The organism is Vibrio tubiashii (assembly GCF_028551255.1).
Taxonomy (GTDB): domain Bacteria; phylum Pseudomonadota; class Gammaproteobacteria; order Enterobacterales; family Vibrionaceae; genus Vibrio; species Vibrio tubiashii_B.
The window spans coordinates 514,167-534,411 of sequence record NZ_CP117030.1 but is presented as its reverse complement, the minus strand read 5'-3'; the positions used below and the strand labels follow the sequence as shown (position 1 = coordinate 534,411).

18 protein-coding genes and 4 pseudogenes are annotated in these 20,245 nt (G+C 45.0%); 9 read left to right on the top strand and 13 right to left on the bottom strand.

Going from position 1 to position 20,245, the window contains the following annotated elements; translation table 11 throughout:
* Window positions 1–111: 111 nt before the first annotated feature.
* The 7 genes and pseudogenes from LYZ37_RS17760 to LYZ37_RS17730 all read left to right on the top strand — a co-directional run.
* Window positions 112–1,902, top strand: coding sequence for an alpha-amylase family glycosyl hydrolase (locus tag LYZ37_RS17760; protein ID WP_272788164.1), 1,791 nt, complete (start codon window positions 112–114; stop codon window positions 1,900–1,902).
* A 1-nt stretch (window position 1,903) separates the two neighbouring features.
* Window positions 1,904–3,753 (top strand): annotated as a pseudogene (malZ, locus tag LYZ37_RS17755) (maltodextrin glucosidase).
* Between the two features lie 186 nt (window positions 3,754–3,939).
* Window positions 3,940–4,422: pseudogene (locus LYZ37_RS17750) on the top strand (extracellular solute-binding protein); the annotation flags it as partial.
* An 85-nt stretch (window positions 4,423–4,507) separates the two neighbouring features.
* A complete protein-coding gene (locus LYZ37_RS17745; RefSeq protein WP_272788163.1) occupies window positions 4,508–4,687 on the top strand; it encodes a transposase in 180 nt (59 codons plus the stop codon).
* The gene (locus LYZ37_RS17740) at window positions 4,647–5,006 is read left to right on the top strand and encodes a helix-turn-helix domain-containing protein (RefSeq protein ID WP_336314497.1); all 360 of its coding nucleotides are present in this window, start codon (window positions 4,647–4,649) and stop codon (window positions 5,004–5,006) included. Before LYZ37_RS17745 ends, LYZ37_RS17740 begins: the two co-directional genes overlap by 41 nt.
* Window positions 4,964–5,569, top strand: a pseudogene (locus LYZ37_RS17735) (IS3 family transposase); the annotation flags it as partial. The gene LYZ37_RS17740 and the pseudogene LYZ37_RS17735, both read left to right, overlap by 43 nt.
* 54 nt (window positions 5,570–5,623) lie before the next feature.
* Window positions 5,624–5,845, top strand: a pseudogene (locus LYZ37_RS17730) (transposase); the annotation flags it as partial.
* Between the two features lie 60 nt (window positions 5,846–5,905).
* Here LYZ37_RS17730 and LYZ37_RS17725 read toward each other — a convergent pair.
* The 8 genes from LYZ37_RS17725 to LYZ37_RS17690 form a co-directional block, all read right to left on the bottom strand.
* On the bottom strand, window positions 5,906–6,517 hold the full coding sequence (locus tag LYZ37_RS17725; RefSeq protein WP_272788161.1) for a DsbA family protein: 612 nt from the start codon (window positions 6,515–6,517) through the stop codon (window positions 5,906–5,908).
* A gap of 91 nt (window positions 6,518–6,608) precedes the next feature.
* Window positions 6,609–7,394 carry a LytR/AlgR family response regulator transcription factor gene (locus LYZ37_RS17720; RefSeq protein WP_272788160.1) on the bottom strand — a complete coding sequence of 262 codons (786 nt, stop codon included), beginning with the start codon at window positions 7,392–7,394 and terminating at the stop codon, window positions 6,609–6,611.
* A 13-nt stretch (window positions 7,395–7,407) separates the two neighbouring features.
* A complete protein-coding gene (locus LYZ37_RS17715) occupies window positions 7,408–8,442 on the bottom strand; it encodes a sensor histidine kinase (protein WP_272788159.1) in 1,035 nt (344 codons plus the stop codon).
* A complete protein-coding gene (locus tag LYZ37_RS17710; RefSeq protein ID WP_272788158.1) occupies window positions 8,442–9,710 on the bottom strand; it encodes a hypothetical protein in 1,269 nt (422 codons plus the stop codon). The genes LYZ37_RS17715 and LYZ37_RS17710 overlap by 1 nt, the downstream gene beginning before the upstream one ends.
* On the bottom strand, window positions 9,711–10,469 hold the full coding sequence (locus LYZ37_RS17705) for an outer membrane lipoprotein-sorting protein (protein ID WP_272788157.1): 759 nt from the start codon (window positions 10,467–10,469) through the stop codon (window positions 9,711–9,713).
* Window positions 10,462–11,721: an ABC transporter permease gene (locus tag LYZ37_RS17700; protein ID WP_272788156.1), complete on the bottom strand. Its 1,260-nt coding sequence runs from the start codon at window positions 11,719–11,721 to the stop codon at window positions 10,462–10,464. The genes LYZ37_RS17705 and LYZ37_RS17700 overlap by 8 nt, the downstream gene beginning before the upstream one ends.
* Window positions 11,709–12,392, bottom strand: coding sequence for an ABC transporter ATP-binding protein (locus LYZ37_RS17695; RefSeq protein ID WP_272788155.1), 684 nt, complete (start codon window positions 12,390–12,392; stop codon window positions 11,709–11,711). The genes LYZ37_RS17700 and LYZ37_RS17695 overlap by 13 nt, the downstream gene beginning before the upstream one ends.
* 9 nt (window positions 12,393–12,401) lie before the next feature.
* Window positions 12,402–13,046: a hypothetical protein gene (locus LYZ37_RS17690; RefSeq protein ID WP_272788154.1), complete on the bottom strand. Its 645-nt coding sequence runs from the start codon at window positions 13,044–13,046 to the stop codon at window positions 12,402–12,404.
* 250 nt (window positions 13,047–13,296) lie between these two features.
* On the opposite strand from LYZ37_RS17690, the gene LYZ37_RS17685 reads away from it, so the two are divergent.
* A complete protein-coding gene (locus LYZ37_RS17685; RefSeq protein WP_004746029.1) occupies window positions 13,297–13,545 on the top strand; it encodes a hypothetical protein in 249 nt (82 codons plus the stop codon).
* 231 nt (window positions 13,546–13,776) lie between these two features.
* Here LYZ37_RS17685 and LYZ37_RS17680 read toward each other — a convergent pair whose 3' ends face one another.
* The 5 genes from LYZ37_RS17680 to LYZ37_RS17660 form a co-directional block, all read right to left on the bottom strand.
* Window positions 13,777–15,042, bottom strand: coding sequence for a RidA family protein (locus LYZ37_RS17680; protein ID WP_272788153.1), 1,266 nt, complete (start codon window positions 15,040–15,042; stop codon window positions 13,777–13,779).
* Between the two features lie 496 nt (window positions 15,043–15,538).
* Complete coding sequence (gene secF / locus LYZ37_RS17675) at window positions 15,539–16,441, bottom strand: protein translocase subunit SecF (RefSeq protein WP_004746032.1); 903 nt, start codon at window positions 16,439–16,441, stop codon at window positions 15,539–15,541.
* Window positions 16,442–16,443: 2 nt separating this feature from the next.
* Window positions 16,444–18,291, bottom strand: coding sequence for a protein translocase subunit SecD (gene secD / locus LYZ37_RS17670; protein ID WP_272788152.1), 1,848 nt, complete (start codon window positions 18,289–18,291; stop codon window positions 16,444–16,446).
* A 79-nt stretch (window positions 18,292–18,370) separates the two neighbouring features.
* On the bottom strand, window positions 18,371–18,853 hold the full coding sequence (locus tag LYZ37_RS17665) for a hypothetical protein (protein WP_171320780.1): 483 nt from the start codon (window positions 18,851–18,853) through the stop codon (window positions 18,371–18,373).
* A 99-nt stretch (window positions 18,854–18,952) separates the two neighbouring features.
* Window positions 18,953–19,621: a hypothetical protein gene (locus LYZ37_RS17660; protein ID WP_171320779.1), complete on the bottom strand. Its 669-nt coding sequence runs from the start codon at window positions 19,619–19,621 to the stop codon at window positions 18,953–18,955.
* Window positions 19,622–19,676: 55 nt separating this feature from the next.
* On the opposite strand from LYZ37_RS17660, the gene LYZ37_RS17655 reads away from it, so the two are divergent.
* Window positions 19,677–20,243, top strand: coding sequence for a hypothetical protein (locus LYZ37_RS17655; protein ID WP_272788151.1), 567 nt, complete (start codon window positions 19,677–19,679; stop codon window positions 20,241–20,243).
* Window positions 20,244–20,245 lie beyond the last annotated feature (2 nt).

Sequence of the window (20,245 nt, the reverse complement as noted above, 5' to 3'; positions counted from 1 at the left end):
ACGAAAATCACACTTTCCTTTTCTACGCCCCCTATAGTTTTAAAAGGGATGAGTTGACTCTCCCTCGCTTGTTTTAGCCTGAGACAAAACAACAATTGGCTACCCTACACAATGAAAAAACTCAATATCTATCAAGTCTTCACTCGGCTATTTGGCAACACCAATCAAACCAATATTCCATGGGGAACGATTGAACAAAATGGCGTCGGGAAATTCAGCGATTTGACTGATAAGGCATTATTGGAGATTAAAAAGCTCGGTATCACGCATATCTGGTATACGGGCGTTCCCCACCATGCTGTTATTGGTGACTACAGTGAGATAGGTATTAGCAATGATCACCCAAGCGTGGTCAAAGGGCGTGCTGGGTCACCTTACGCAGTCAAAGATTACTACTCGGTCAATCCCGATTTAGCCGACAACCCTAGCGAGCGCAACCAGGAGTTTGCAGCGCTGATTGAAAGAACGCATAACGCGGGCATGAAGGTCATCATCGACATCGTGCCCAACCATGTTGCACGCGTTTACAAGGGGCTGAACAACCCAAAAGGCGTCAGCGATTTTGGTGCCCATGATGACACTAGCCTTGCTTACGCCAAAGATAACAACTTCTACTATATTCCCAATCAAGCGTTTGAGTTGCCCGATACTCTGCTTGAGGAGCCGCCACTTGGTGGTGAAAAACATCCAGACCTTGACGAGCCATATCATGAGTTTCCTGCAAAGTGGACAGGCAATGGGTCGCGCCTTGCTAAACCTAATCATGATGATTGGTATGAAACGGTAAAAGTTAGCTATGGGGTAAAACCCGACGGCAGCAAAGACTTTGCAACGCTACCCGAAGAATACCGATTTAAATCTGCCAATGAACACTTTGAGTTTTGGTCAGATAAGCAAGTACCTGACTCTTGGACTAAGTTCCGCGATATCGCCCTGTATTGGCTTGAACAAGGCGTCGATGGTTTCCGTTACGATATGGCAGAAATGGTCCCTGTCGAGTTTTGGAGCTTTATGAACTCGTCGATTAAACACGTTAATCCAGATGCGTTCCTCATGGCGGAGGTCTATCAACCCGACTTGTATCGCGACTATATTCAGTTGGGCAAGATGGACTATCTATACGACAAAGTCGATCTGTATGATTCACTCAAAGAGGTGATTCAAGACAAGGGCTCGACCAGAGAGATTGGACGCATACAGCATGAGCTGCGCGATATAGAGCACCATATGCTCCACTTCCTCGATAACCACGACGAGCAGCGCTTGGCTTCCCCTGAGTTTGCAGGCAGTGGCGAAAAAGGTAAGCCCGCTATGTTGGTCTCGGCATGTTTATCCACCTCACCAACCATGATTTACTTTGGTCAGGAAGTTGGCGAAGCGGGCACTGAAATGGCAGGGTTTGGTCAACCATCACGAACTTCAATCTTTGACTATATTGGTGTCCCTGCCCACCAGCGTTGGATGAATGAAGGACGCTTTGACGGTGGTCTGCTATCACCAGCAGAACTCGAACTGAGAAACTTCTACAGCACACTGCTTAACCTAACATTAAACCATTCAGCCCTATGTGGTGAGTACCATGACTTATACGCCGCCAATTTTGATAACTTCGCGGATATGCAGGATAAACTGTATGCGTTTGCTCGCTCCGACGATGAGCAAGCCATCGTCATCGCCACTAATTTTAGTGACAAGCAATCAAAGCTGATCGAGCTCATTATCCCAGATAACCTAGTACAGTTATGGCAATTAAGCAGTGGGCAATATCCTCTCGTTGATAAACTTAATCAGCAAACATATCACCTAAAAGTAGACGAAAACGGCGCAAGCATCGAAATAGATCTTGCTCCATTGGCAACCCATTTCCTATGTTTAGATCATCTCAAGCAGTTGAGAGGTTAAGATGAAGTCACTACGATTTATCTATCACGGACAATCTGCTGACTGGCTAACACGCGAAGACAATAAACTCACCGTCACCTTAGCAACCGAGAAAGCCGTCAACTTCACCAAAGTCTTGCTACGCCACGAGCCAGATAATGAAGAATATCTGGTTGAGATGACGTTGAGTAAAACTACAGAACACTTAACTTACTGGCAAGCGAGTTTCCCACTCAACAGTGATCGAGATGTCACGCACTACACTTTCAAGCTTTTGACTGAGTGCGGGCAGTACTGGCTTTATGGCAAGGGAGTCTCAAAGCGAGTTTCACCAAAAGAGACTCACTTTAAATACAATGCACAGCAGCAACCACCGAGTTGGGTACAAGAGCAGGTTTTTATCAGATCTTCCCTGACCGTTTCTGTAATGGCAAACCTGAAATCAGCGTTAAACAGGGTGAATACTTAGTCTCCGGCGGGACAAAATCGGTCGTGACTAAGCAATGGGGTGAACCCGTAGATACCGAAGGCGGAAACGCGGGTTGCGAGTTCTACGGTGGAGACTTATACGGCGTTGAAAGTAAGCTCGACTATTTGCAAAATCTAGGGGTTACTGCGCTCTACTTAAACCCAATTTTCACCGCGCCTAGTAACCACAAATACGATACCTCTGATTACCTGCAAGTTGATCCGCACTTAGGCAGCAATGAGCACTTTGCTAGCCTCTGTCATCAGCTGCGTGATAGAAAGATGAAGATCATGCTCGATGCGGTGTTTAACCATACGTCAACAGAGCATCCGTGGTTTAACCTACAAGGGTTACAAGATAGCCTTGGTGCTTATCAATCACCGGATTCTCCTTATCGGGGTTACTATTTCTTCAATGGTGATAGCCAAGACTACGTCGGCTGGAAGGGAATTCAATCACTCCCCGTGCTGAACTTTGAAAACCAGCAGGTGAAAGACTATATCTACGCCAATGATGAAGCTGTCATCAAACACTGGTTAAAGCCACCCTATCAAATCGATGCGTGGCGCTTTGATGTAATCCATATGCTTGGTGAGGGCGAAGGCGCGACGAATAATGCCCACTATGTCAAAGCATTCAGAGATTCAGCCAAGCAAGTGAATCCAGATTGCTATGTACTGGGAGAGCACTTCTTTGAAGCGACACAGTGGTTGCAAGGCGACCAAGAAGATGGCGCGATGAACTACTACGGCTTTGCCCATCCTGTAAGAGCTTTGTTAGCCAAACTCGATATTGCCTTTGACCCTATCGATATCAATATCGGGGAGTTTATCGACTGGCAAGCCGAAGCGCGAGCTAAACTGCCTTGGCACAACCAACTAGCCCAGTTAAACCAGCTAGACAGCCATGACACGGCGCGCTTCCTTGAACTCGTTAAACATGACACTCGCCTATTTAAGCTAGCAAGTGTGCTGCTGTTTAGTTACGTTGGTACGCCATGCGTCTACTATGGTACAGAACTCGGTATGGTGGGGAGCCATGACCCTGACAATCGCCGTACAATGCCTTGGGAGCGGGTAGATAACTCCGAGTATCTTGAATGGTTTAAGCAGTTGATTGCTCTTAGAAAAGCCAATCCTGCTCTCCAAAAAGGTGACTATATTCCCGTCCGTCACGATGATGACTGCTTTGTTTTTGCACGTAAACTAGACGGTAATACCTTGCTCTGCGCATTCAACTTAAGCGAGAAAACAGTCCATCGCAAACTACCAGTCTGGCGGGCTGATATACACTCAGGCACTTTCAATGGGCAACTATGTGGCGAGGTATCCTACGCCTCAAACGGGCTATTGAATCTTTCAATGCCACCTCGCTCGGCACTGCTGCTATTAAAAGAGGAGTAAAAACTTCACACTATCAAGAATAAAACCAACGGCGCATTTTCTCTGATGCGCCGTTTTCTTTGAACACAAGCACACCTTCACCGTTTGATATAGCTTTTTCCTATACTTAACTCTCGATAATCTATTTTCTCATTAACTCGATGAGAGGTAGCTTAGTCTTAAAGTTAATGACATGGATTGATAGTGATGAACAAGTTCCTGAAACCTCTTTCTATTTGTACTCTGGCCGTATTGGCTTCTAACCCGGTTGTGGCAATGACCGAAGGTGAAATCACAATTTGGATCAACGGTGATAAAAGCTATGAAGGTTTAGCTGAAATTGGTAAACAGTTTGAACAAGATACTGGGGTCAAAGTCATTGTTCAGCACCCTGAGTCTTTAGAAGAACGATTTGAAAAAGTTGCCGCGAAAGGAATGGGGCCAGATATAATCATTTGGGCCCATGACCGATTCGGTGGCTATGTAGAGGCTGGGCTGCTAAAGGAGCTCAACCCTAGCCAAGAATTTAAAAACAAACTCATCGATTTCAGTTGGGATGCGGTCACGGTTAACGGCAAGATTATGGGTTACCCAATCGCCATTGAGACACCTTCGCTTATCTACAACAAAGACTTATTGCCTGAGCCACCAAAAACATGGGAAGAGCTCGCGGCTATCCAAAAAGACATGGTAGAACTGAAGTGACCCCCAATAGTTGGACACCAATTATGAAGTGACCCCCAATAGTTGGACACCAATTATTGGGGGTCTTTTTATGTCCAAATACAGCCGAGCGTTGAAATGCTCTATTGCTAAGCAATACCTTCAAGGCGAGAGTTCATGTCAGGAGCTCTCTCGCCTTCATTCCATACCACCGCGTCAAATACGTTACTGGGCACAAGTATTCGATATTCATGGCTATCAGGCCTTTCTTTGCAAAGAATGCTCAAACTAAACTGCAAGCTTTACAACATATGTGGACGAACGGTTGGTCTATCAGTCACACTAGTGCGGTTTTAAACTTTTCCTCCTCTGGCACACTCGCTGTTTGGCTCAAACTGTACGAAAGAGATGGCTTCCTGGGGCTTGAACGTAGCAGAGGACGACCCGCAATGAGTAATCACCCTTTTATTAAAAACAAGCACGATGACGAGAAAACACTCGAAGAGCTCAGAGAGGAGTTAGCGTACTTGCGAGCAGAGAATGCTGTCCTAAAAAAGTTAGAGGAGCTAGAACAAGAGAAGCATCGTCGAACCAAGAAAAAACGAAAGTAGTTCTAGCTCTTAAAAACCAATATCTAAAGAAACACCTTTTGCATGCGCTTAAGCTAGCAAGAAGTAGCTTCTACTATCATGCGCAGTCGAACAACGCTGCCGATAGCTATCAAGATGAGAAGAAGTTGATTGAAAAAATATACCACGACCATAAAGGGAGATATGGCTATCGTCGCATTCACTTAGAGTTAAGAAAACAGCCCGTCCTACTTAATCATAAGACAGTTCAGCGTCTGATGAGGTCACTTGGCTTGAAATCAACGGTCAGACCTAAACGGTACAACTCTCACAAAGGAGAAGCAGGGACAACCGCACCAAATGTACTTAAACGCGACTTCAATGCAACGAAGCCTGATGAAAAATGGGTAACTGATGTTACTGAGTTTAAAGTTCAACAGCAGAAGGTGTACCTATCACCCATCGTTGATCTGTTTACGCAGGAAGTCGTGGCTTATAAGGTTGCGAAAAATGCCTGCTTACCTCTGGTCACTGACATGCTGACAGAGGCAGTAGCGACCTTAGCCAAAGACGCGAAGCCAATAGTCCATAGCGACCAAGGATAGCAATATAGGCATAGGACATATCAGAAAACTCTCGCTGAGCGGGGACTAACTCAAAGCATGTCGCGAAAAGGAAATTGCTTAGATAACGCAGTAGCGGAGAACTTCTTTGCCTTGCTGAAAACAGAAATGTACCATAATCAGCACTTTGAAGATGCCGATGACTTAATCGCACGTATTGACGAGTACATCGAGTACTACAATACAAAACGCATCAAGGTGAAACTAAAAGGCCTGACTCCGACGGAATATCGAAATCAGGCCTTACAAGCCGCTTAACAGAAATGTCCAACTTTATGGGGTCACTTCAATTAACCCGGTGTTTTTTGCATCGCAAGCCTAAATCAATTGTTCAATCTGGCTAATAGTGGTTTGCGCTGATTGGTAATCCACTTGAAGTTCGACTAGTCCTTCAGCCGTTTGAACGAATAACGACGGGAAGCTATTACCCCCAATGCTGCGAGCAAAATCCAACTCGCGCATGAACTCCTCGTTCAAGGTGACCGAGCCAAAGTCGGACTCAAATCGTTCTAAATCTAAACCAATGCTGTCAGCAAGATCGATAAGCACATCGCTGTCACTCGGGTTTCTCGCCTCAAGGTAATACGCAGTTTGAATTGCGGTCAGCATCTGCTTTTCAGCACTTTGCTTACGAGCAGCTAACACTGCGCGACAGGCAGGGTAAGTAGAACGTCTTGGGATGTTTTTGTTCCAGAAATCATAATTAAACTGGGTACCAAGAAAGTCTTCGATTCTTTTCCAGTACGAGGCAATTTGCTGTTGCATCTCTTTCGGCATGGGTTGATCAGAATCTGGCGCTAAGCCGCCAACTACATATTGAATATCAATTTTGCCCTCTAATATCTGGCAAATCTGCTGCCAGACTGGCTTGTACCCCCAACACCATGAACACATAGGGTCATAAACATAGTAAAGTTTATTGTCAGCCATTTACATCGCTCCAGCATATTATTGATAGCTTTAAGCATAACTCTTGATGATAAATTTGCACTACAAGGCCATGAGTAAATTTATAACCGGATCACTTAGTAAACTGGCTTTGCATTGCCCGGCTAACTGGGAGCTTAGCATCACCAATTACGACGACCATTTTACCGGTAATAACTTTCTTCACTTTCTCAACAGCGGAGACATTAACTATCGTAGAGCGGTGGATCTGCCAAAAGTTGTCTGGGTCGAGTTGCTGGAGCAACTCTTTTAACGAGGTTCTAATCAGGTACTCGACCATTTTACCTTCTTCTTGGGTGAACACCGAAACATACTTATCTTCCGCCTTGAAATAGAGCACATCTATAATGGAGATGAGGTGAATATCTTCCCCTTTGCTTGCCCTTACCCAATTTAGATAGCTTGGCGCTGATTGATGACCAAGCTGTTGAATTTGTGCAAGTAGCGCCGCCATATCTGGCGGAGTAGGTGTAGTTACGCTCTCAATTCGCTGCTTTATCTTCACAACACATTGCTCTAGGCGCTGCTCGGATAATGGCTTTAGCAAGTAATCAATTGCGTTGGCTTCAAACGCCTGTAGCGCGTACTCATCATAAGCAGTAATAAACACGACTTGGGTTGGGCAATCCATCTTAGTGAGAGCTTTTGCTGCCGACATGCCATCAAGCTGTGGCATTTTGATATCAAGAAATACAATATCAGGCTCAAATTGTTCAATCATTTCCAGTGCTTCTTGACCGTTTTTAGCCTGTCCTACAATTTCTAATTGTGGCCAAACCTCAGCCAGCATTTTGTTAAGGTGATGTCTCAACAATGGCTCATCATCGGCAATGACGGCGCTAACTTCCTTGATTGTCATTAAACCCTTCCTATTACGAGGTCAATTGATTGAACGGAATTTGAATCACCGCCAACACACCACCAGAGGCAGATTGCTTGATTTTCAAGCTCGCTTGGTTGTCATAAAGCGCAGCAATTCTCTCTTTGGTGTTTTCCAACCCAATGCCATTACCACTGCTGTTTGGCGCATTAGCAAACCCTACACCAGAATCCTCGACTTCGATAACCATAAACTGTTCTTTTTGCGAGATTTCGATAGAGATTTCGCCCCCATCGACTTTTGGTTCAATACCATGCTGAATCGCATTTTCAACCAAAGGTTGCAACAGTAAAGGAGCAAACAATACCTCTTCATTGATTGAGCTGGTGATCTGATAGTTTAAGCGTTCATCAAGACGGATTTTCTGGATCGCTAAGTAGGCATCAACCAACTCTAATTCTGCTTTTAAAGTCGAAGTCTCTTTACGGCTGTTTTGTAGCGTTCCTCTTAGCAAATCCGTCAGTTTCCCTAACATATGCTGCGCGGCTTTTGGGTCATGACTAATTAACGCATTGACGTTAGCAAGGGTATTAAATAGAAAATGCGGTTCAATTTGGCTTTGCAGTTGACGAAGTTGGCTTTTGACTAACGCTTTCTCTTGTTCTGATTGAATACGCCTAGCTGTTTCTAACTCCTTTTGCGCTAGAAGTTTTTGCTCATGCGTGTAAAAGTAGAAAAAGCATGTTGCTGAGAAGATAAAACCAAGAATTGCTACTGGTTTAAGTTGGCTGATATCAGAGAACTTTTCGTAACTATTTAACCACCAGTAGGCATTCAGCGTACCAAAAACCATAGCGCCCACTATCGACAACCCGGTAACCACTTGATTAGACAGCTGCGGCCACAGGCGGCTGATCACCAATGAGCTCACAACCGAGCTGTAACCATAGCCTAAACTTATCGCCAGATGCTCTAGGTAGGCACTTGGCCAAATAGATTGAGTGACAAAAGCAATCACTGCGCAAAAGATCGTGGTATAGGCAAAACTTTTAAATGCATTTGCTGCGTAGTTTGTCGATTCCGTCATTAAAACCTTCCTCTGAGATTAATAAAAATCATACGCTTGTCTGATAAATTTGCATACACAGACTCGCTGTCCCCCGTCATAAAACGCGCAGCAAGTTCCGCTGAAAATGACGCAGAGCCTGAGTCATACACCCGATAATCCAACCACTGAGTCGCTATCACTCCCTGATCTTGCGGGGAATAAAGAAGATCAAACGTCGGAGTCAGTTTGTTTAGCCACAAAAACTCATTTGACCAAGACCACTGGCTCCAACTTGAAGAGTCTAAAGACCAATGAAACATCACATTGTGTTGCACCAAGTTCGCATTATTTAACCCTTGTGCATACGATGAAGCCAACGGCTTAAGTGATTGATCGTTCGATAAAAAAGCCACGCGCTCGAATGCGTTATTCCATTCACTTTGACTCCAGCTGCGACTGTCATACCAATACTCTAAGATGATGTTGTTGCCGACTGCATTTGCCCAGTTAAGCCCGACCAGCGCTTGAACAGCGTCGGTTTGCTCCGCCAAGGTGACGGGGTGATGATTTTCGCCTTGGATATAGCTTAAGTATTTACGTTGATAGAGTGCAGAGCTATGCAGTGACCAAGCATCATTGAGAACAGTCACAAATGAACCGCCGAGTAAACCTTGGCGAATGTCATCATAGTAAGCCAATCCTTGCCATTCACTGTCTCCCGACAGAACATATCGCCTTAGACCAATACCTTGCTGCTCAGAGGCCTCTTCTAACTGGCTACCTTCTTGTTGCGTCCATGAAGAGTCGCTGTAAACAAGGCTCCACTCACCTGACATGTCAAAGTAAGACGCCATCGCGACGCCGGTTCCTTCTTCAACTTGAATACCAACAGGGTTTCTTCGGTAAGGTTTAAATACATCGAGTGGACGATAGCCGTAACCTACCCCCCAATCGAGGCGCACTTTACCTAACGTTAAATCAATTGGAGCTTTAAAAAACTCTGTACTACCTTGCCAAAACAACTCTTGGATTATCAACTCGCCATCATATGACTCAGACGAATCTGAGCTGTAGATTTGATTGCCTTTTGCCGCTATCAAGCCCGTGAATCCATAGCCTTCTAGTTGTAAGTCGATAAGCGCATCTACCGTTTCGCTACTGCTGTCGCTCGACTTACCTAGCAAAACGGTATCTCGATGCTGCGCGGTGCTAGCACTGAGTGTGTAATCCCAGTCAAAGCTCACTTCGTCCGCTACAACAGACGTTGAAAATACCAATAAGCAAGTTAATGCAAGGCAATGTTTCATTTATAACTCCGACAACGCATTACGCGTTAAATAGGCAGGGTTGTAGTATTTGTCTTCTAGTTCCACTGGCGTGATTTGCTGATATTCAATCACGGTCTTTTTCGCAGGCTGGATTTGGTCAAGTAGCGTCATAGCAACAACTCGCTGCAAACCATCACGTTCACCTTGGGTAAACCAGGCTTGTTTCGCGAGCTTACCCGAGCGCAGATAAAGATCAGCTTTGATTGGGAAATCATTGCTTTCATCTAACCACAATTCAATTTTCGAATAACTTGCCCCTTTGGTCGTCGCTCTTAAACGTAGGTGATTAACCAGTAACGAATCACCGTTTACATCCAATTGTTCGGGTTTTACAAACGTTGCATGGTAATCTTCGCTCCAAGTCAGGGTTGAGATATCCCCGACTGACGCCTCACCCAATAGCTTCTGCATTGGTGTAATGCGGATTGGACGGCGGCTTTTCGGCATCACTAGCCAGTAGTTGTCTCCTAGCATCAGCATTTTTTGCCCTGCTTCAACTTGGGATTTAAACAGCACTAAAGACACTCGATTTGGACGAGTGTAAACATTGTACTCACGCGTTTTATCCAACTCTCCGTTTTCAAACAGACTGACCAGTGACACCACTTTGGCGGCATCAGTATCAAGGCGGTACTGATCGGCATTCTTAACCATGGTCGCGACATCTTTCGCCATTACACTCGAAGTACTGGCAATAAGCACTGACGCTACAACTATCTTCTTAATCAAACTAAACATAAATCAACGCCTCCGTAATTGGCTTCTTAACCCCTTTCGATGCAGATAACCATGCTGCTACAACACATATGAGCAACACGCCCACGGCTGTCATAGAGAGTAGTTCTGGTGAAAAGTAGATATTGAGTGGGTAACCTTCTGTTCGGCCCGGTGGGGGTGGCATTTGCACATCCACAACCATAAGCAATAGACTAACTAACAGGCTGATGACGCCTCCAATGAACGAGCCAATCAGAGCCAGTAAGGCAGATTCACGCACAAAGCCAGACACAATCTCTCTCGGGTAAGTGCCTAGTGCCGACAAGGTGCCAATTTCTCGTGTGCGTTCAGTGACCGACATCGTCATAGTGTTAAACAGTGCGACAAATACCACCAACGCCATTACCGCGCCCATAATGCCGAAAATTCGGTCATACAGGTCTTTAACTTTGGTATAAAAGAATGCGCGCTCTTGCCATGGCGTCACTTCAACTGGCTCAGCGAGAGACATGTCTGCCAGCTGCTGCTCAACCCAAAGCTTCATCGGCATTGTTTGCTCAGTATCAAATAGGAACACGGATAATGTGCTGACCTTGTCACTACCTAATAGCTCCTGAGCAGACTTGATATGAATGTAGAGCTGGCGCTTATCCAGTTCTGGCACACCCGTTGAATAGATGCCGCGCACTTTGTAGTCATAGGCATTTAGCGCGCCATCGCTGGTTGTTGCGAGCAATGTGACCCAGTCACCAATGCTAACATTTAGGTTGCGCGCTAAATCGACGCCAAGCATGACTTCTGGCTCACTTGGGTCGTAGCGAGAAGATTGAATGCTCGACAGCGTTTTACCTTGACGGACATCCAAAAACGGCCCTTTCATATCAAACTCGCGCTCATTGACACCAGTGCCGACAAAGATGGTCGATTTACTCCCGTTAGAGACAAGTCCGGTAAACTCGATTCTAGGCTGAACGCTACGCACTTTATCGTTGGCAATCAACTGCTGGGTGATTTGAGTGCCATCTGACAGACCATTTGCCAGTGGCATCTCTTCATCTTTTTCGAAGAAGTCAGGCTGGCTGATAGTCAAATGGCCTGTGTCTCTTGCCGTCGACTCTTTCAAAGAATCATAAGTGTAAAGTCCAAAGCCACCTGCTGAAGTTAGAGCAAAGATAGCAATCGCTATGATCAGTACAGATAGCACACTACGACGTTTATTTCTCTGAAGGTTAAGAAACGCGATACGCCATGATGGTGGAATTAGCTTGCCCATTTCATTGGCTCCTTGTTGATAGTACCGTCTAAAAGGTCAATGCTTCGGTCACATTGCAGTGCCATACGAGGGTCGTGTGTCGCAACAATAAAAGTGGTACCCAACTCGTGCCCTAACCCTTTCATCAGTTCGATGACTACCGAGGCAGTATGGCTGTCTAAGCTTGCGGTAGGCTCATCTGCAATCACCATTTGCGGTTTATGTACTAGGGCTCTAGCGATAGCAACTCGCTGCTGTTGCCCTCCCGAAAGGTTGTCTGGGCGATGCTTGGCAAACTCTTTAAGGCCAACTTTATCCAAGATTTCAAACGCTTTTTGCTTTTGCTCTTGCAAAGAGAAGCCATTTAACATCAATGGATAAGCGACATTTTCCCACGCAGTCATAACAGGGATTAAGTTAAACTTTTGAAACACGAAGCCAAGTTGGTTGCGGCGCATGTGAGCCGCCTTAATAGCTTCTCGTGGGTAAGCAAGACCAGATAACTCAATGGAACCTTGGTAGTCCATATCCAGTAAGCCTAATATGTTGAGGAGCGTACTCTTGCCCGAGCCCGATGGCCCACATAGCGCCACCATTTCGCCTTTGCTAATCACACCACTGACCTGATTTAAGGCATGTACCTGCTGTTGGCCAATTCGATAGGTTTTATTAATCTGCTTAAACTCAATCATAACGCCTCCTTAAGCTGCGGAATCTAAAATCGCTTTAGCTTGAACTGTCATAGGGTGATTCGGGTTTCTTGCTTGCATTTCAGAGACCCACTGCTTAGCTTGAGGTTTATCCTCTGCTCGAAGTGCCGCTTGAATGGCGTAGATATAAACCCAAGAGATGGCATCATAGTGCTGTTTCTTGAACGACTCATCGGCTAACAAGTCGAGAAACAGGTCATAGCCGCGCTCAAAGTGATTGAACATATCCGGTAACGAAGTAAACGTTGCACCCGCGATTGATCTTGCAAGTAACGATTCAGGCAGTCCTTGACGGTATTCTTGTTGTTCTAACGGTGTAGCTTGGCTGCTTAGAAGATCCAAACCTTTACTGATGGTCGCCAGTCCTTGCTCTGTGTACTTCATTTTGTTCCACGGCATAAACGCATCTCGCCCCATAAGAGTCTGAGTGCTTCCTAGATACACCAAACTCAATGGGTCAGCGCCATCGGTAGCAATTTGAGTCTCTAACTGCTGATGAACAACTTCCACCTTGTCTTCATCACCTTCTGCTGCAAGATTGTATTGAGCAATCAGCTCCTCACTCGGTGCCGCGACGACTTGTGTCGCAACAACTAACCCAATACTGAATAAGCTCGCTAACGTTACTGTTTTCATCTGAATAATCCCTTGCCTGTTTTGATGATGAAAGAATAACCGCGTCAGAAAAAGTCGGCAGCGCTATGCGACGAATGGAAGAAATCGGGAGTAAACGGTCGTAAAGTGGATTAAATGGGTAATCCCTAAACGCTAACGGAGTGCAGCTATAGATTTTTCACACTATGATCGTTAGAGTAGCGCCAATAATTGAGCCACTGCTTTTTACTAAATGCTTGGCTATAAGTAAGAAATGTAACGAGATAGACCAATGATTAATGACGACAGAATTATCGCAGACTTAACTGAACTAGAGGCTTTCCTAGTGGCTGTAGAGAGTGGCGTACTTGGGCTGAGCAATGCAGCTGGCGTAGTACTCGCAACCAACAACAGTGATGGGCGCCGATTTGTTGCAGTATTAGATGATAAACACCAACTTGTGTTAGGTCGTTGGGTAACAGAGGAAGTATTCCAGACTGGACAAGACTTGGTTCGCAATGGACCTAAACGCCCTCACTAATATAATACCTAAATGTATAGTAAGCCTGCCTATGTGCAGGCTTTATTTTAACGAAAATACATTTATATTTTACAAACACAATAACTAAAACAAACACTATCCAATATTTCGGATAATTATCCAGTTATCCAGTTATCCAGTTATCCAGTTATCCAGTTATCCAGTTATTATAAACAAAAAGAGGCTAACTAAATTAGTCAGCCTCTTCCCATTATTTAAAATTTATTGATATTATGCGTTTGGCGGTGTGCCTTCGCCATTCGAAACAACCACGTCAATCTGTACTAGTGCATCCATTGCGATTTCAGCGACACCGACAACAGTACGCGCTGGCAGTTCACGTTCAAAGTAGGTCTTGTATACTTCATTAACCGCTTCTAGATCAGCCATATCGCGCAGTTGAATATTAACTTTAACAATATCGTCCATCACGTGATTGATGCTTTCAACAATCGCTTTAATGTTATCGAGACATTGTTGAGCCTGCTCTTTTGCTCCACCAGCAACCAATTGGCTCGTGCCTGCTTTCATTGGCAGTTGCGCTGCAATGTGGTTGTAGTGAGAAAATGCCACTGTCTGAGAATGAAGTGGGCTCACTGGTGCATTTTCTGTGTTATGTGCGCGAATCACGATACCGTGTCTATCTTCCACTTCTTGTGGTGGCGTACCATCACCGTGAGAAACGACGGCATCTAACTGAACTTTCGCACCCATAGGAAGGTCTGCCACAGAAACAAAAGTACGCGCTGGCATGTAGCCGACAGTGCGTGCGATAGACGAATCTGGGAAGAAAGTCGTGTATGCCGTATCGACCTCTTTCATATCCGCTAGATCTTTCAGATACACGTTTACTTTCACAATGTCATCAAATGGGACATCAATGCTTTCCATGATAGCTTTGATGTTCTTCAAACATTGAGCCGTCTGCTCTTGAACGCCACCTTCAATTAGCTTGCCTGTTTCCGCATCAATTGGCAGCTGAGCTGAGATATTGTTGTAGTGCGAGAATGCAACGGTTTGTGTAGATACTGCACTGACGGGTGCTTGCTCAGTGTTTCTTGATAGCTTGATAAGCGCACAAGGCTCTTGAGGTGCTGTACCTTCGCCATTTGAAATTAGCGCGTCCATTTGAACCAAAGCATCACCGTGTGGTAGTGCATTCACAGCCACAGTGGTACGGGTTGGAATGAGGTTCGGGAAGAAAGCCGCGTATACTTCGTCCACTGCTTCCATGTCTGCAATGTTCTTTAGGTGAACATTAATACGTACAACGTCGTCCATGACGTGATCAATACTTTCAACAATCGCCTTAATATTGTTTAAACACTGTTTCGCTTGCTCTTTTACATCACCTACAACAATCTGCCCAGTAGCAGAGTCTAGAGGTAACTGCGCAGAGATATTATTGTAGTGAGAGAATGCTACGCTTTGCGTAGACAGCTCAGAAACAGGTGCATTTTCGGTGTTTCTTGAAACTTTAATGATTGCGCCACTCATGTCGATTTTTATCCTTCTATTTCACGCTAGATAGTTATTTTATCTTGGGTTAGTTTTTAGTTATTGGAATTAAAGTGACATGATAGTAAGTGAATTATTTGCTGTTAATTGTGACTAGAATCAAGAACTACTTTTACTATAAGCTGGCGAAAACAAGGATATTTAGTCACTACCAGATTAAATATCCAGATTTTTATTACTTGTTTAAACTCGCACTCATTAAATAATGTAATTTTCCCAGAATAGTGAATACATAATCATTGGGAAATTTGTTCTCTGAGTTTTGTTTCGATCAGATCTGATAGCCGCTTCACAAGAATCTGGGCAAAGTCATGCCAATTCATTCTAACCACTGCGATTTATCTCTCTGTGAGTGCATAAATTATTCTAGGTGTCGTTAAAAGGCAGCCAAAACAAGCTTAACGCTAGATGATATCGCTAGAAACAAAAAGGCCCTGAGACGTATCGTTCAGGGCCTTTCGTTTAACTCACCGCTTTATGGCGCGTTGTCAATCTCGACAGGAAGGTAGTGCTTGGGCTCAAGTTTTAGCCATTCTGGCAGCACCGTACCCATGGAGATCGAAGACCAGGTACCTGACAGAATACCGATGAACATAGCAATAGCGAAACCTTGCAGCGCGCTGCCGCCCATAATCCACAATGCCGATACTGTCATCAACGTGGTACCCGAAGTCACCATAGTTCGCGAGAAGGTCGCCATAACGGCTTGGTCGTTAATCTCTTCGGTTGGCAATGACTGTTTAGCGATCAACAACTCACGAATTCGGTCGGCAATGATTATCGAGTCATTAAGCGAGTAACCAAGAATCGCCAGTATCGCAGCAAACACGGTCAGGTTAAACTCCATCTGTGTTGCAGCGAAAAAACCCAACACAAGCACCACATCGTGGACCAATGCTAACAAAGAGCCGCTTGCCAATCGCCACTCAAAGCGGAAACACAGATAACCTAAGATACACATCATAGAGATCATCAGTGCTAAGCCACCTTGATCGACTAAGTCTTGCCCTACTTGAGAGCCGACCATGCTATTGCTGATCACATCCACTTGGTGGGAGATCGGCGAGAGTGTTTTAACTAGGTCCGCTGACTGTTCGCCTTGCTCAGGAATTGGATAGCGAATGACCCATCGACCATCTTGATCTGAGTGAGTCACATTAGTGAACTGACCTAGTTCTGGTTGCAGGGCATCAACAAGTTGTTCATGGGTAACATTGTTGTCTACTTTGACTTCAGTGACCATACCGCCAGTAAAGTCGAGCCCCATGTTTAAGCCATTCATCCCCAACGCAACAAGTGAGATGACCATTAACGCGAACGATACAAAGTTGGTAATGTAGCGAACTCGACGAATATGCTGTTTAAAAAATTCAACCATGGTTATACCCTCACATCGCGACGTACATCGCGTCCCCATACCAAATTGATGATTGCGCGTGATGCGAACACACCACTGAACATACTGGTCAATAGACCCAAACCTAGAGTTAAGGCAAAGCCTTGAATTGGACCATTACCAATCGAGTAAAGAACGACCGCAGTGATCATGGTTGTAATGTTGGCGTCAAGAATCGTGCTCAAAGCACTATCAAACCCAAGGTCAATCGACTGAGCGAATGTACGCCCTTCAGCGAGTTTGTCCTTGATACGCTCGAATATCAGTACGTTGGTGTCTACCGCCATACCGACCGTTAAAACTAAACCAGCGATACCAGGTAGAGTCAGAACGGCACCAGGTAGAAGTGCAATCAAACCAAGTAAGCTCACCATGTTAACCATTAATGCAACGTTAGCGACCCAGCCTAATCGGCGATACCAAAGCGCCATAAAGGTCAATGTCATCGCTAAACCAAGCGCAAGAGCGGCAAAGCCATTTTGAATGTTTTCAGCACCCAATGAAGCGCCAATAGTGCGCTCTTCAACAATCGTCACTGGTGCGGTCAACGAGCCAGCGCGAAGCAACAGCGCAAGGTTCTGTGCGTCTTCCATTGAGCCTGCACCTGTGATGCGGAACTGACTGCCTAGTTGAGATTGAATGGTTGCAACACTGATGACTCGCTCGCTACGTTCAGTTTCACCCTTAGCGTTAGTCGTATATTCGCGATACACAGTTGCCATTGGTTTGCCGATATGACCCCCTGAGAAATCACTCATGATTTTGCCACCAGCATGATCAAGGGAGATGTTTACCTCAGAGAATCCCATTTTATCAATGCCAGCACGCGCATTAATAATGTGCTCACCAGTCAGAACTGGACGTTTTGCTAGAGTCACATCACGACCGTCATTGTCTTTCAAAACAACGTCGCCGTAAGCTTTACCCTCTGAAGGAGTACGTGATTCATGGAACGCTAAAGTCGCCGTTGCGCCTATAACGTTCTTCGCCAATGAAGGGTCTTGCACACCGGGTAACTCAATACGAATGCTGTGTTCGCCTTGACGTTGAACTAGTGCTTCTGTAATGCCCAACTCTTCAATGCGATCACGCATGATCTTTAAGTTTTGCTTGATTGTGACCGACTGGAACTCAGATTTACTCTCTGGCGTTGGCTTAACCGCAAGATAATCCGAATGGCGCTTCACATCCCAGTTCGGGTAGTTCTGCTTAAGGAAAGTATTCACTTGAGCCAGCGCATTGTCAGTGTCAGTCTTAACATCAAAGGCTTCAGAACCAACCGCAGAAATTTGTATGCCGCGCAGTCTTTCCTGACGCAAGAAGTCTCTCACTTCATCAACTAAGCTGTTGCGTTGGTCTTCAAATGCCTTGTCAATATCAACAATGAGTAAAAACTGAACACCACCACGTAAGTCCAAACCTAGCTTGATAGGACTAAAGCCCATATCACCTAGCCACTTAGGCGCGATGGAGACATAAGAAAAGGTAATCGAGTCTTCTTTCCCTAATAGCTTATCTAGCGCCTGACGTGCTTGAGTTTGCTCCGTTTCGTTTTCAAACACGAGCGTTGTTTTGTTACCAACCTGCTCGATTTCGTTCACTTGGATGTCGCGTTGATCGAGATAGCGGTTGAGTTCAGTCACATTATTGACAATGTTGTTTGAGTCAACATGTGACGTTGTCACCTGAATGGAAGGTTTCTCACCATACCAAGTTGGAATGGCGCTAAGGGTCAGCATTACCACTGTTGCGATAAGAACCACATATTTCCATGCAGAATAGTGGTTCATCAGGCGTGCGGATTTCGCCTGCTTTATAGGATTTTTTTTCATAATATTTCTTAACTTAGCTGGGTACAGATAGATCTGTGCCTAGGAATAAACGGTGAAGGCTATAGCTTCGGTATGTAAGTTATGAAATAACGGAATACTGACCGTTGAGCGCCACGTAAAGCGCGTTGGTCTCTTTCCAACCAGAAATGCGGTAAGGGGAATTGTAGCGTGATGTAACGCCTAAACCTGATTCTATTTTAGGAAGTTTATACAACCTAAATAGCGCTATCGCCGCAGGTTCAAAGCTTGGTAAATCAATGTTTGAAGAGGACTCTCCATCATCAAGGTAGCGAGTGACATTCAGCCAGCGATTAGCATTGATGATGGCTAGCCAATCTTGCGAAAAATCGGCTTTGGTAACAGGTTCTGATTGAGGCTCTTGCTTTACTTCATCAAATAGAGCTTGGAAGTCACTATTTGAGAGGGGCAGTAAAGCGTTCGCGCGATAGTTAAGGCGTGCAGATGCTTCATTTTCAGCTTGCAATACATAGGCAAACGCCTGCGTTGGCAATGCCATCGCAAGTGTAAAAAGCCAGATATATGAAACGATTCGTTGAAGCATTGATGAACCTGATAGTAGTCAACAGCGTGATAGTAGATCTAACCTTGGCAACAGACAACTAAAATAATCTAAAAGCTAACATTTCAAATTTGGTGGGTTTTAACGATAGAAAATCTTACCCGTTTGAACATCCAAATAGATCTTATTGGCTTGCTTCAAGCCACCGCAGTACACAAAGTAGGCATCAATATCTTCAAACGTCACCGAACGTATCCAACCTTGAGTTTCTTCAAAATCCTCCGGTACACACGTCCCTTCTTTTAGCAGGTTATCTGTTGTCTTAATGAACATTTCGAAATGCTGTTTAAAATCATCAGAATCTTCAATATAAGTAGTTACGGTTTCTACTCTCTCTTGCTTGGTAATGGTTGGAGCCACTTCCAAAAGTGCTTCCATTGGTACCCATTCTGCAACTTCAGGCCCACCTTCTTCATACACATAGTAAGGCGATATTCTTCCCCAGCCATCGCGTTTTTCTAAGATATGCAGCTTGTCACCACGATAGACCACATTTTCCACAAACGCGGAGTAATCTGGCGCTTCGCGCACACCCAGTTTGGGAGGGCTAACATAGTAGTCGGTAATCGGCGGCGGTGGCTCGACTTCTTCTTCCTCCTCAACCAGAAGAATTGGTGTCATTGGCTCTTCTTCCTCTACCCCTTCCATCGCTAACGCGTCTTGCTGAGGTTTGTAATAGAAGATGTAGTAACCACCCGCAGCACAGCCTATACCGACGAGCAGCAGGAGAAGCATAATGACCTTTTTCATATCGCCTTGATTCTTTTCCTATACTTATGAGGTTGCAAACACCATAACCATCATAATGAAATGGCACAGTATTAATACAACTATAGCGGCAGCATTGCTGATCACTTTACCTTATGGGGTAAATAGTGCGCACTGCGACGCGGAATCTTGGAATCGTGCCCTCAAACTTCAGCAAGAGTTGGATCAGAAATATAACTTTCACGCGACTCGATTCAATCAGTTTCTCCAGATACACCAAGCCCAGCCTTTCTTATATCAGGAGTTCACCGCCGATGAACTGCAAGGGCTGTGGCAAAGCGACAATCACACCTTTCATCGGCATATGCAAACCCAAGCGGAGGCTTCCGCTGTTGTGATAAGCAGGATAAATGAAGAGAAACGGTTACTTGACCCATTAGTCAATCAAGCGAACGCGATGGAAAAGCGTTGGTTATCGATCAGTAAACATTGCAAACAATCAGGTAGTCAATCTAATGTTATTAGCGGCTGGCAGTACTCACAGGTTAATCAAGCAATAAAGAAAGATATTGAATCCTTGACCAGTAAACTGACCATACTTGAAGGGCGCTATAGAAAAGAAATTGAGGCTCTGGAAAACGCCAAACCAAAGCCTCAGAATTAATC

Bases quoted from the DNA above. Each gene is read 5' to 3' on its own strand.
- LYZ37_RS17655 (WP_272788151.1), top strand. From the start codon at position 19,677: ATGAAATGGCACAGTATTAATACAACTATAGCGGCAGCATTGCTGATC.
- LYZ37_RS17725 (WP_272788161.1), bottom strand. From the start codon at position 6,517: ATGGCTGACAATAAACTTTACTATGTTTATGACCCTATGTGTTCATGG.
- LYZ37_RS17700 (WP_272788156.1), bottom strand. From the start codon at position 11,721: ATGGGCAAGCTAATTCCACCATCATGGCGTATCGCGTTTCTTAACCTT.
- LYZ37_RS17665 (WP_171320780.1), bottom strand. From the start codon at position 18,853: ATGCTTCAACGAATCGTTTCATATATCTGGCTTTTTACACTTGCGATG.
- LYZ37_RS17760 (WP_272788164.1), top strand. From the start codon at position 112: ATGAAAAAACTCAATATCTATCAAGTCTTCACTCGGCTATTTGGCAAC.
- LYZ37_RS17660 (WP_171320779.1), bottom strand. From the start codon at position 19,621: ATGAAAAAGGTCATTATGCTTCTCCTGCTGCTCGTCGGTATAGGCTGT.
- LYZ37_RS17720 (WP_272788160.1), bottom strand. From the start codon at position 7,394: ATGACAATCAAGGAAGTTAGCGCCGTCATTGCCGATGATGAGCCATTG.
- LYZ37_RS17690 (WP_272788154.1), bottom strand. From the start codon at position 13,046: ATGAAAACAGTAACGTTAGCGAGCTTATTCAGTATTGGGTTAGTTGTT.
- LYZ37_RS17745 (WP_272788163.1), top strand. From the start codon at position 4,508: ATGTCCAAATACAGCCGAGCGTTGAAATGCTCTATTGCTAAGCAATAC.
- LYZ37_RS17685 (WP_004746029.1), top strand. From the start codon at position 13,297: ATGATTAATGACGACAGAATTATCGCAGACTTAACTGAACTAGAGGCT.
- LYZ37_RS17740 (WP_336314497.1), top strand. From the start codon at position 4,647: ATGGCTATCAGGCCTTTCTTTGCAAAGAATGCTCAAACTAAACTGCAA.
- secD (WP_272788152.1), bottom strand. From the start codon at position 18,291: ATGAAAAAAAATCCTATAAAGCAGGCGAAATCCGCACGCCTGATGAAC.
- LYZ37_RS17695 (WP_272788155.1), bottom strand. From the start codon at position 12,392: ATGATTGAGTTTAAGCAGATTAATAAAACCTATCGAATTGGCCAACAG.
- LYZ37_RS17715 (WP_272788159.1), bottom strand. From the start codon at position 8,442: ATGACGGAATCGACAAACTACGCAGCAAATGCATTTAAAAGTTTTGCC.
- LYZ37_RS17680 (WP_272788153.1), bottom strand. From the start codon at position 15,042: ATGAGTGGCGCAATCATTAAAGTTTCAAGAAACACCGAAAATGCACCT.
- secF (WP_004746032.1), bottom strand. From the start codon at position 16,441: ATGGTTGAATTTTTTAAACAGCATATTCGTCGAGTTCGCTACATTACC.
- LYZ37_RS17705 (WP_272788157.1), bottom strand. From the start codon at position 10,469: ATGTTTAGTTTGATTAAGAAGATAGTTGTAGCGTCAGTGCTTATTGCC.
- LYZ37_RS17710 (WP_272788158.1), bottom strand. From the start codon at position 9,710: ATGAAACATTGCCTTGCATTAACTTGCTTATTGGTATTTTCAACGTCT.